The 11,667-nt window shown below is 45.8% G+C and carries 11 protein-coding genes; all 11 read left to right on the forward strand.

The window, feature by feature from the left end; all coding sequences use genetic code 11:
* Window positions 1-687: 687 nt before the first annotated feature.
* The gene (gene flhD, locus CLR69_RS02130; RefSeq protein ID WP_010279486.1) at window positions 688-1,038 is read left to right on the forward strand and encodes a flagellar transcriptional regulator FlhD; all 351 of its coding nucleotides are present in this window, start codon (window positions 688-690) and stop codon (window positions 1,036-1,038) included.
* A 3-nt stretch (window positions 1,039-1,041) separates the two neighbouring features.
* The gene (gene flhC / locus CLR69_RS02135) at window positions 1,042-1,620 is read left to right on the forward strand and encodes a flagellar transcriptional regulator FlhC (RefSeq protein WP_005970730.1); all 579 of its coding nucleotides are present in this window, start codon (window positions 1,042-1,044) and stop codon (window positions 1,618-1,620) included.
* 135 nt (window positions 1,621-1,755) lie between these two features.
* Entirely contained in the window at window positions 1,756-2,643 is an 888-nt protein-coding gene (gene motA, locus CLR69_RS02140; protein WP_129705791.1) for a flagellar motor stator protein MotA, read from the forward strand.
* Window positions 2,640-3,695, forward strand: coding sequence for a flagellar motor protein MotB (gene motB / locus CLR69_RS02145; RefSeq protein ID WP_129705793.1), 1,056 nt, complete (start codon window positions 2,640-2,642; stop codon window positions 3,693-3,695). The genes motA and motB overlap by 4 nt, the downstream gene beginning before the upstream one ends.
* 39 nt (window positions 3,696-3,734) lie before the next feature.
* Window positions 3,735-5,732: a chemotaxis protein CheA gene (cheA, locus tag CLR69_RS02150; protein WP_197730528.1), complete on the forward strand. Its 1,998-nt coding sequence runs from the start codon at window positions 3,735-3,737 to the stop codon at window positions 5,730-5,732.
* A gap of 31 nt (window positions 5,733-5,763) precedes the next feature.
* On the forward strand, window positions 5,764-6,261 hold the full coding sequence (gene cheW / locus CLR69_RS02155; protein WP_039298652.1) for a chemotaxis protein CheW: 498 nt from the start codon (window positions 5,764-5,766) through the stop codon (window positions 6,259-6,261).
* Window positions 6,262-6,396: 135 nt separating this feature from the next.
* Window positions 6,397-8,082 (forward strand): methyl-accepting chemotaxis protein, encoded by a 1,686-nt coding sequence (locus CLR69_RS02160; protein ID WP_129705795.1) that lies wholly within the window; start codon window positions 6,397-6,399, stop codon window positions 8,080-8,082.
* A 534-nt stretch (window positions 8,083-8,616) separates the two neighbouring features.
* Complete coding sequence (gene cheR, locus CLR69_RS02165) at window positions 8,617-9,489, forward strand: protein-glutamate O-methyltransferase CheR (RefSeq protein ID WP_014915918.1); 873 nt, start codon at window positions 8,617-8,619, stop codon at window positions 9,487-9,489.
* A complete protein-coding gene (locus tag CLR69_RS02170; RefSeq protein ID WP_129705797.1) occupies window positions 9,489-10,541 on the forward strand; it encodes a protein-glutamate methylesterase/protein-glutamine glutaminase in 1,053 nt (350 codons plus the stop codon). The genes cheR and CLR69_RS02170 overlap by 1 nt, the downstream gene beginning before the upstream one ends.
* 39 nt (window positions 10,542-10,580) lie before the next feature.
* Window positions 10,581-10,970, forward strand: a complete 390-nt coding sequence (gene cheY / locus CLR69_RS02175; protein WP_039485752.1) for a chemotaxis response regulator CheY — start codon at window positions 10,581-10,583, stop codon at window positions 10,968-10,970.
* A gap of 9 nt (window positions 10,971-10,979) precedes the next feature.
* Window positions 10,980-11,624, forward strand: coding sequence for a protein phosphatase CheZ (gene cheZ, locus CLR69_RS02180; RefSeq protein ID WP_129705799.1), 645 nt, complete (start codon window positions 10,980-10,982; stop codon window positions 11,622-11,624).
* Window positions 11,625-11,667: the final 43 nt, after the last annotated feature.

An 11,667-nucleotide genomic window follows, 5' to 3' on the forward strand; every position in this document is an offset into this window, starting at 1 on the left:
TTTATATCAATATATTAAGTTATTTTCGTCCTTTCGCCGCTAGATCTATATACTTTGTTATCGCGGTAACAACGGGTTGGCAAGAGATAGATAAATTTTGCTTCGTAACATGTAGTTAATAGTTTTTTGGGTAAAAAGTGTAAGTTTTTAGTGAAAGATATAAACTTACATAACGGTATGTCTTTTGGGTATAATGAATTTTTGTATATCTATCATTTATATAGCAACCGAATTGTTTTCTTTTGATTATTTTCAATGCTCTTTTTTGTAACGTTTAGTGTGCGTTTCTGGCACGAAAATAAGCATAAAAGTGATCTGACCAGACACGGTTTGACTCATAAGACTTCCAATTATGTGATCCATGTCACATAATTGCCAAAATCATTCTTCAGTCGCGTTGTATGTGCTACGGATTAGGCGGTACAGTTGCGCTGTTTTAGGATTAATCCTATGCTTGGTCGGGAAGAGTCTTCAGGCAGGACGAGAAAGCAACGGATGAATGGATTCGTAGCGTGATGCGTAAAGTTGGTAAGTAACGATTGCCCGAATAATAAATGATAAAGTAGTAACTCGCAGTATCTGGCACCGATAGTTTTTTATGCCATCAATGGAGAGTGATTTTCGAACTGGGCGATATGGTCTATCACCTAACTTATGTTCTAAACATAGCCTGTCGGGATGGGAAATATGGGTACCTCTGAATTACTCAAACACATTTATGACATTAATCTGTCTTATTTGTTACTGGCGCAACGCTTAATTAATGATGAAAAAGCTTCTGCAATGTTTCGTCTAGGAATCAATGACGAGATGGCAGATATCTTGATGCAACTGACTTTGCCGCAGATGGTCAAATTGGCAGAAACTAACCAACTGATATGCCATTTCCGCTTTAACGATCACAATACAATCAAAGTCTTGACTCAGGAATCACGTGTGGATGATTTACAGCAAATTCATACGGGGATTCTGTTGTCGAGTAACTTATTACAACAGTTAACTTCGAAAGAAGAAAACCTGCCTAAGAAAAGGGCATAAGTAATGGCGGAGAAAAGTATTGTTCAGGAAGCGAAAGACATCCAATTGGCGATGGAGCTCATTTCGCTCGGTGCTCGTTTACAGATGCTGGAAAGTGAAACTCAGTTAAGTCGCGGACGTTTGATTAAACTGTACAAAGAACTTAGAGGAAGTCCGCCGCCAAAGGGAATGTTACCTTTTTCAACGGATTGGTTTATGACCTGGGAACAGAATATTCATTCATCAATGTTCTACAACGCTTACAGCTTTTTAATCAAGAATGGGCAGTGCAGCGGTGTTGAAGCGGTTATTAAATCTTATCGACTTTACTTGGAACAGTGCGCGCCACAGAGCGATTCCCCACTGTTGGCATTGACGCGGGCCTGGACATTAGTCCGGTTTGTTGACAGCGGTATGTTGCAACTGTCGTCATGTAATTGCTGTAAAGGGATGTTTATTACTCACGCTCATCAACCTAAAAACAGTTTTGTTTGTAGTTTGTGCCAACCCCCTTCCAGAGCGGTAAAAAGGCGTAAACTTTCGCAAAATCTTGCCGATATAATACCTCAACTGCTGGATGAACAGGTAAAACACGCAGTCTGAGCCTGTAGCGATTTGTGAATCTATCACTGTTGGTTGTGAAGGCGGTGATAGATTTCTTCCTCAAAAAACGTCCTTGCTACGGCTCCGCAGTTTTATCTCGCTTCCGCCCACCTTTTTTCATTATAAGGATTTCTTGTGCTGGTTATATTGGGTTATATCGTAATTGTGGCCTCGATACTCGGCGGTTATCTCATGGTCGGTGGGGCCTTGGGTGCGCTTTATCAACCTTCGGAGCTGCTGATTATCGGCGGCGCTGCGGTAGGTGCTTTCATCGTTGGTAACAATGGAAAGGCGATAAAGGCAACACTACGAGCGTTACCTCTTTTGGTCAAAGGTTCCAAGTACAACAAAGCATTGTATATGGACCTCATGGCTTTGCTCTTTCGGGTGATGGCCAAGTCTCGCCAGCAAGGCATGCTTTCCCTCGAGTTTGATATTGATAATCCTCGCGAAAGTGAAATCTTCTCAAGCTATCCAAATATTCTCTCTGACAACAATATGGTTGAATTTATCACCGACTATTTGCGGTTGATGGTCAGCGGTAATATGAATGCATTTGAGATTGAAACGCTGATGGATGAAGAGATCGAAACGATTGAACATGAAAGCGAAGTACCCGCGTCCAGCTTGACGATGATGGGTGACGGCCTCCCTGCATTTGGTATCGTAGCTGCTGTTATGGGGGTTGTTCACTCATTGGCCTATGTTGACCGGCCTGCTGCGGAGTTGGGGATGATGATCGCTCACGCGATGGTGGGTACCTTCCTTGGTATTCTACTGGCTTACGGTTTTGTTTCCCCACTGGCTGCCTTACTGCGTCAGAAAAATGCAGAGAAAATCAAAGTATTGCAATGCATTAAAGTTACTTTACTGTCTAGCCTTAATGGCTATGCTCCGCAAATTGCGGTTGAGTTTGGGCGTAAAACACTGTACTCAACGGAGCGTCCTTCCTTTACTGAATTGGAAGAGCACATTCGTCGTGTGAAATCGCCGACTCAGCAAGCGTCGGACAGTAACGCATGAAACATCAGCACCCCATTATTCGCAAAAAGCGTAAGTCTGGACATGGGGGCCACCATGGTGGTTCCTGGAAGATTGCCTACGCTGACTTTATGACAGCAATGATGGCCTTGTTTTTGGTAATGTGGCTTATCGCAATCTCTACGCCGATGCAGTTGGCGCAAATTGCTGAGTATTTTCGTACTCCGCTAAAGGTTGCGTTAACTTCAGGTTCTAAATCAAGCGACAGTTCCAGCCCAATTCCTGGGGGGGGGAATGATCCCACTCAGCAAGATGGTGAAGTGAAAAAGGCCATCAAAACGGATAATGTGGAAAAGAAGCTTGATGAGGTTCGACTCAATAGATTGCGTGAACGCTTGGATCAGCTCATTGAAGCCGATCCTCGATTACGCGCACTCCGCCCGCATCTGCTAATTGAAATGATCGATGAAGGGTTACGTATCCAAATCATCGATAGCCAAAACCGTCCAATGTTTAAAACCGGGAGCGCGCAGGTTGAGCCTTACATGCGGGATATCCTGCGTGCGATTGCCCCTATTCTAAATGATTTCCCCAATAAGCTGAGTATCTCCGGTCATACCGATGATGTTCAGTATACGACAGGGGAACGTGGTTATAGTAACTGGGAGTTGTCTGCCGATCGTGCCAATGCATCACGTCGAGAGCTCATTTTTGGGGGCTTGTCTGATGGAAAAGTTTTGCGCGTTGTGGGCATGGCTGCGACAATGAGCCTCAAACAGGCTGCTGGTGGCAACGATGCAATTAACCGACGTATCAGTTTGTTGGTATTGAGCAGGCAAGCTCAAAAGGATATTGAAGAAGAAAATGCAGAAAGCTCTGCTGTAAATATAGACAAGGCGGAAAATTTACAAAATATGGAGTTGGATAAGTCTAAACCTACCACTCCGGCTGCCGAAAATAGTGATAACAACAATACGAGTGGAAGTGGTGGGGCATCGCCACAACCAACTAATGGAGTTCCTGCTCCAGAGCGTCAGCAGCCAACTACAGCGTTGCCTGCTGCGCCCGATAGCCAGGCGACGCCTTCTCAATAAGCCGCGATTCACAGCAGAGGTGACCACGTGAGCATGGACATGAGTGCTTTCTATCAAACTTTCTTTGATGAAGCAGATGAATTACTGGCAGATATGGAACAACACTTATTGTTGTTGGATCCATCAGAGCCCGATACTGAGCAATTGAATGCTATTTTCCGTGCTGCTCACTCTATAAAAGGTGGGGCTGGCACATTTGGTTTTAAAGTATTGCAAGAAACTACACACCTTTTAGAAAACTTACTCGATGGGGCAAGACGTGGTGAAATGCGTCTTAGCACTGATATCATCAACCTGTTTCTGGAAACAAAAGACATTATGCAGGATCAGTTGGACGCTTATAAAACCGCACAGGAACCCAATGCTGAAAGCTTTGAGTACATCTGTCAGGCGCTGCGCCAGCTTGCTCTGGAATCTAAAGCTGATGGCGACGCAACCCAGCATGATACCTCGGCTGTATCACAGCACTCTGCTAGTCCGGCATCTACCGGTGCAGGTAAAGGTGAAATGCGTATCGCATTAACCGGCCTGAAATCTCAGGAAATACCTCAGATGCTGGAAGAGCTTGGTAATCTGGGAACCGTTAAAGATCCTCACCAAACTGACACTAGCGTCGAAGTGACATTGGTTACTTCTGAAAGCGAAGACGATATTAGTGCTGTACTGTGTTTTGTTCTCGAACCTGAACAAATCAGCTTCAAGTCAGCCGTCGCCAGTCAACCTGCCGTCGCTGAAGTGGTGGAAACATTGGCAGTGGTTGAAGCACCAGTAGCACCAGTAGCACCATCCGCGCCCGTTGCTGCAAAACCGCAATCTGCACCGGAAAATGGAAAAAATAAAGCAAAAACCGGTGATACCAGTATTCGCGTAGCGGTTGAAAAGGTTGATCAGCTTATCAACCTCGTTGGTGAGTTAGTGATTACGCAATCTATGCTGGCACAGCGTTCAAGTGAACTCGATCCTGTCGCGCATGGGGATCTGCTCAACAGCATGGGCCAGTTAGAACGTAATGCTCGTGACCTGCAAGAGTCAGTTATGTCCATCCGTATGATGCCGATGGAATATGTATTCAGTCGTTTCCCTCGTTTGGTTCGTGACTTGGCTGCCAAATTGGATAAGCAGGTCGAGTTAACGCTGATGGGTAGTTCGACCGAATTGGATAAGAGTTTGATCGAACGCATTATCGATCCTCTGACGCACTTGGTGCGTAACAGCCTCGATCATGGTATCGAATCTCCAGATAAACGTGTTGCAGCTGGTAAGGCGGCGGTGGGTAACCTGACACTTTCTGCTGAACATCAGGGTGGTAACATTTGCATTGAAGTTATCGACGATGGTGCAGGGCTCAACCGCGAGAGAATTCTGGCTAAAGCCTTGTCTCAAGGGATGGCAGTGAGCGAGTCTATGTCTGATGAAGAAGTAGGCATGTTGATCTTTGCTCCTGGTTTCTCCACCGCTGAGAAAGTTACGGATGTGTCTGGTCGTGGTGTCGGCATGGACGTGGTGAAGCGGAATATTCAGGAGATGGGTGGCCATGTTGAAATCCACTTCCAGGCTGGAAAAGGCACGACTATCAGAATTTTGTTGCCATTAACGTTAGCCATTCTCGATGGGATGTCCGTTAAAGTTAACAAAGAAGTCTTTATTCTGCCGCTTAACGCCGTGATGGAGTCCTTGCAGCCTCAGTCGGAAGATCTGTATCCGTTAGCTGGCGGAGAACGTGTATTGCAGGTTCGCGGTGAATATTTACCTCTCGTTGAACTCTTCCACATCTTTGATGTGGATGGTGCTAAAACGGATGCTACTCAGGGAATTGTTGTTATTCTGCAAAGTGCAGGTCGACGTTATGCCTTGTTGGTTGATCAGTTGATTGGGCAGCATCAGGTCGTCGTCAAAAACCTGGAAAGTAATTATCGCAAGGTACCAGGCGTTTCAGCCGCAACCATCCTTGGTGATGGTAGCGTTGCGCTGATTGTGGATGTTTCAGCGTTACAAGCGCTTAATCGTGAAAAGCGAGTGGTTGAAACTGCTGCTTAATAAAACAGATCGTTAATAAAGGGTGGAAAACATGACTGGACTTGCAAGCGTCACGAAATTAACTGGCGAAACAGTAGGACAGGAATTCCTGATTTTTACGCTGGGTGACGAAGAGTACGGCGTTGATATTTTAAAAGTACAAGAAATTCGCGGTTATGACCAGGTAACGCGTATTGCCAACACGCCTTCGTTCATTAAAGGTGTCACCAACTTACGCGGTGTCATTGTGCCGATCGTTGACTTGCGCGTTAAATTCGCCAAGCAAGATGTTGAATATGACGACAACACTGTTGTTATTGTTTTGAACCTTGGTCAACGAGTTGTCGGCATTGTCGTGGATGGCGTGTCTGATGTGTTGTCATTGACTGCGGACCAAATTCGACCAGCACCTGAGTTTGCTGTAACACTGTCGACAGAGTACCTGACTGGTCTGGGTTCTCTGGGCGAGAGAATGCTGATTCTGGTTGATATCGAGAAACTGTTGAGTAGCGAAGAAATGGCGCTGGTTGATAGCGTATTGAAAGTTTAATCCATTGGCCTTCAGGGGCTGCGAAAGTGGCCCCGAAAACCTTCCTTAGTCATATCCTTGTCAGTTCAAAAATTCGTAAAGATATCCAGAATAATGCCGATATCATCGGTGGTTGGTCTACTCAAAAGGCGTTATATGTTTAACCGTATAAAAGTTGTTACAGGTTTGATGCTTGTACTTGTGTTGTTTGGGGCACTTCAGCTTATTTCTGGTGGTTTATTTTTTAGTGCATTAAAAAATGATAAGGATATCTTCAGTTCAACGCAGGTTATTAACCAGAAGCGTTCCGAGCTGGATTCAGCATGGTCGTATTTATTACAGACTCGTAATACACTTAATCGCGCGGGTACGCGCTTTGCCCTTGATGCAAGTGGTACTGGGGCGGGAGTTGGTGGTAAAGAGCTCCTCACCTCTGCTGAAAAGCAGCTCGCGGTGGCAAATGATTATTTCGTTCGATATGAGAAAATGCCTCAGGATGTACGGCAGGATGACAGTATTTCTCGTAGCGTAAAAGAAAACTATGTAGCTCTGAATGCTGCATTGACGGAACTCATTCAGTTTTTGAACGCAGGGGAATTTAAGAAGTTTATTGAGCAACCGACCCAGCGCTTTCAGGATAACTTTGAAAAAGCGTATTACGCCTATAAAGCAGAAAACGATAAACTTTATCAGGCTGGTATAGCTAAAAATGATGCAGCTTATGATTCGGCGCTTTGGATTCTTGGTTCTATCATTATCCTTGTTTTTGCTCTGGCTCTGTTCTCCTGGTTTGGTATTCAGCAGTTATTAATTAGACCGCTAAATAGTATTGTTGAACATATTCGCCATATTGCAAAAGGTGATTTGACAAAAACAACTAATTTCCATAGCAGCAATGAAATGGGGATCCTGGCTGACAGTATTCGCCATATGCAAAGTGAGTTTGTTTCAACGGTCAGTGCGGTTCGACAAGGTGCTGATGCTATTTATACTGGGGCAACAGAAATTAGTGCTGGAAATAACGATCTTTCCTCACGTACTGAACAGCAGGCTGCTTCGTTAGAAGAAACCGCGGCAAGTATGGAACAACTGACAGCAACAGTTAAGCAGAATGCGGAAAATGCTCGTCAGGCCAGTCAGTTGGCGCTGAGTGCGTCAGAGACGGCGCAGAAGGGCGGCAAGGTCGTCGATAATGTCGTCAAAACCATGCACAATATTGCTGGAAGTTCGCAAAAAATTGCCGATATTACTAGTGTGATTGATGGTATTGCTTTTCAAACCAACATTCTTGCACTGAACGCGGCGGTTGAAGCAGCCAGAGCAGGAGAGCAGGGCCGTGGATTTGCGGTCGTTGCAGGGGAAGTTCGTAATTTGGCGCAGCGAAGTGCGCAGGCTGCGAAAGAAATTAAAAGTCTGATTGAAGATTCTGTTAGTCGGGTCGATGAAGGTTCTGTCTTGGTTGAAAGTGCTGGTGAGACGATGGGAGAGATCGTCAGTGCCGTCACTCGTGTAACGGATATTATGGGCGAAATTGCCTCTGCTTCTGATGAACAAAGTAAAGGTATCGATCAGGTTGGTCAGGCGGTAACTGAGATGGATCGGGTTACGCAACAAAACGCCTCTTTGGTTGAAGAGTCTGCCGCTGCAGCGGTTGCATTGGAAGAACAAGTGAAAGTATTGAATCAGGCTGTCGCTGTATTCCGCTTGTCTGAAGATGCAGGTTCGTTCAGAAGAACGGCACAGGCAACAACGGGTCAGAAACCGGTCTTGTTGGCTCCATCGTCGAATGGCGGTAAGAGAGTGAAAGAAGGTTCATCAACTGATAATTGGGAAACCTTCTGATAAAAACAGTGGTGTAGGCTATAAATCAGCCCAAGCATGCAGTCATGCTGCTACTGAATAAATCCCCAGCCGCTTACATGTAGGTGGCTGGGTGATTGTTTACTTGCCATAATTTTAAAAGATGAATATGCGAGTAATTTATCGGTATGCATTTGTGATTACAGTGAGATAGCCTCTGGTACTTTGCAGTATGGTATTCATGGTATTGTTCAATCTGTAACTTTCGTTATGGATATGATGGGGTGTGGTTGGCTTTGGTATTAGGCTAAAAATATTAAAGCCAAAGAGCAAAGCAAGCAGGTAGCACAGCTGTGATGAGAGGGACAACGCCACCCGACAGCATGTGGCTTTGGTAGAACAGGCACGCTGAGCGGTTCAGTTTTCAGAACTGGCGGGTGTATTACCAATACAGTGTCAATTTTAATTGCAATGTGATGAATAATTGACGAATGACAATAAAAACCTGCGTTAGCTGTAAAGGAAAGTTCAGATTGAAAAACACCATAGCAAAAAACAAGATTAGAGCGGTTTGATATGAAAAGTACACCATCGCAAAATCGCCCTGAATCTGCTTCTATCCTGACGCAGATGGTTGACAGGTTGCCGTTGTCGGACACGCATTTCCGTCGAATCAGCCAATTAATATATCAGCGTGCTGGCATCGTCCTTGCCGATCACAAACGCGAAATGGTTTATAACCGTTTGGTTAGACGTCTTCGTTTATTGGGAATCAATGATTTTGGCCAGTATTTAGCTCTACTGGAATCAGATCCTAACAGCGCAGAATGGCAAGCTTTTGTCAATGCATTAACCACTAACCTGACGGCATTTTTCCGCGAAGCCCACCATTTTCCTATATTGGCTGAGCATGCCAGAAAACGCCCCAATGGCTACACCATCTGGAGTACGGCGGCGTCTACAGGGGAAGAGCCTTATTCATTGGCGATGACACTTGCTGAGGTTTTAGGTAATAAAGCGAGTGGATGTCAGGTGTGGGCTAGCGACATTGATACCCAAGTATTAGAAAAGGCAACGGCTGGTATCTATCGCCAGGAAGAGTTGCGCTCTCTTTCTCCACAACAATTACAGCGGTTTTTTTTACGCGGTACCGGGCCGCATAGCGGTTTGGTTCGCGTCCGGCCTGAGCTTGCGTCTATGGTGCATTTTCAACAATTAAATCTGCTCGCACCCGATTGGTCCGTCCCCGCGCCATTCGATGCTATTTTTTGTCGCAATGTGATGATTTATTTCGATAAAGAAACTCAAGAGCGTATTCTCCGTCGATTCGTCCCGATGCTTAAACCGGGTGGGTTGTTATTTGCTGGGCATTCTGAGAATTTCAGCCAGATCAGTCGCGAATTCTATTTGCGTGGGCAAACTGTATATGGGCTGGCTAAGGAAAGATAATGAGCAAGATAAGAGTATTATGCGTTGATGATTCTGCCCTAATGCGTCAGATCATGACTGAAATAATTAATAGCCATCCTGATATGGAAGTTGTCGCGACTGCACCAGATCCATTAGTTGCGCGTGATTTAATTAAAAAATTCAATCCTCAGGTATTAACGCTGGATGTTGAAATGCCGCGCATGGACGGGCTGGATTTTCTTGAAAAACTGATGCGTTTGCGTCCTATGCCCGTAGTCATGGTGTCGTCGCTGACGGGGAAAGGCTCGGAGATTACGCTTCGTGCTCTGGAGCTTGGTGCGATTGATTTTGTGACCAAACCTCAGTTAGGTATCCGTGAGGGAATGCTGGCGTACAGCGAACTGATTGCTGAAAAAATTCGCATGGCAGCGAAAGCGCGCTTGCCGCAACGTAGCACTGCGTCAGAGCCGACAAAAATTATTCAGCACATGCCACTACTCAGTAGTGAAAAATTGATCGCGATCGGTGCCTCGACGGGAGGAACAGAAGCAATACGGCATGTATTACAACCTCTGCCACCGACAAGTCCTGCATTATTGATTACTCAGCATATGCCACCTGGCTTTACGAAGTCTTTCGCCGAGCGTTTGAACAAGCTATGTCAGATTACGGTGAAAGAAGCAGAAGATGGGGAACGTGTGCTTCCTGGCCATGCATACATTGCACCAGGCGCACGCCATCTTGAGTTGGCTCGTAGTGGGGCAAACTATCAAGTACGTTTAAATGATGGACCACCCGTCAATCGACATCGTCCATCAGTTGATGTGTTATTTCGTTCGGTTGCCCAATACGCTGGGCGAAATGCCGTAGGGGTAATCCTTACGGGAATGGGCAATGATGGGGCGGCCGGCATGTTGGAACTTCATCAGGCTGGTGCTTATACTCTGGCCCAAAACGAAGCAAGTTGTGTGGTTTTCGGAATGCCACGTGAAGCGATTGCGATGGGTGGCGTCGATGAAGTGGTGGATTTGCACCAGGTGAGCCAGCGTATGTTGGCACAAATCTCTGCCGGACAGGCATTACGTATATAAGCAGCTCCTCGGTGAGCAATAAATATTTTAGGAGTAGGTATGGCCGATAAAGAACTCAGATTTCTGGTAGTGGATGATTTTTCGACAATGCGCCGAATTGTCCGTAACCTGCTTAAGGAACTGGGCTTTAATAACGTAGAAGAGGCAGAGGATGGTGCTGATGCACTGAATAAGCTTCGCTCTAGTACTTTTGATTTCGTCATTTCTGACTGGAATATGCCCAACATGGATGGACTGGAGCTATTACAGACTATTCGTGCTGACGGCGCGCTTTCCAGCCTTCCCGTGCTGATGGTTACGGCAGAAGCGAAGAAAGAGAACATTATCGCTGCGGCACAAGCGGGTGCTAGCGGCTATGTAGTTAAACCATTTACTGCAGCTACCCTTGAAGAAAAACTGAGTAAGATTTTCGAAAAACTGGGTATGTAAGGGGATCTTATGACGCCACATATGCCGTCCGTAAACGACACAGCTTCTGCAACCGAGATCATTTCGCGTATCGGCCAATTGACTCGTATGCTGCGCGACAGCTTGAAAGAGCTGGGCCTGGATAATGCGATAGCAGAAGCAGCAGAGGCTATCCCTGATGCCCGCGATCGTCTTGACTATGTTGTCCAGATGACTGCGCAAGCGGCAGAACGTGCTCTGAGCTGCGTGGAAGCTGCACAGCCACGTCAGAACCAACTAGAAGCTGATGCCAAATCTCTGAAAGTTCGCTGGGATGAATGGTTTGAAAATCCTATCGAGTTGGCTGATGCGCGCGAATTAGTGACGGATACGCGTAGCTATCTTGAAGATGTACCACAGCATACCTCGTTTACCAACGCTCAGTTGTTGGAAATTATGATGGCGCAGGATTTCCAGGACCTTACCGGTCAGGTAATCAAGCGTATGATGGATGTTGTTCAGGAAATTGAAAAACAACTGCTGATGGTGTTGCTGGAAAATATTCCAGAAAAACCAGACGCGACTAAGCGTGCAAACGATGGTCTTCTGAATGGGCCACAGTTGGACAAAGGCGCAGCCGGTATTGTCGCCAATCAGGATCAGGTCGACGATCTTCTGGATAGCCTAGGATTCTAATAAACTTTGCTTCGAAAAAGAGTCATCTTACTTCTTTGCAAAG

Origin of the sequence: Pectobacterium zantedeschiae (assembly GCF_004137795.1) — a bacterium.
Taxonomy (GTDB): domain Bacteria; phylum Pseudomonadota; class Gammaproteobacteria; order Enterobacterales; family Enterobacteriaceae; genus Pectobacterium; species Pectobacterium zantedeschiae.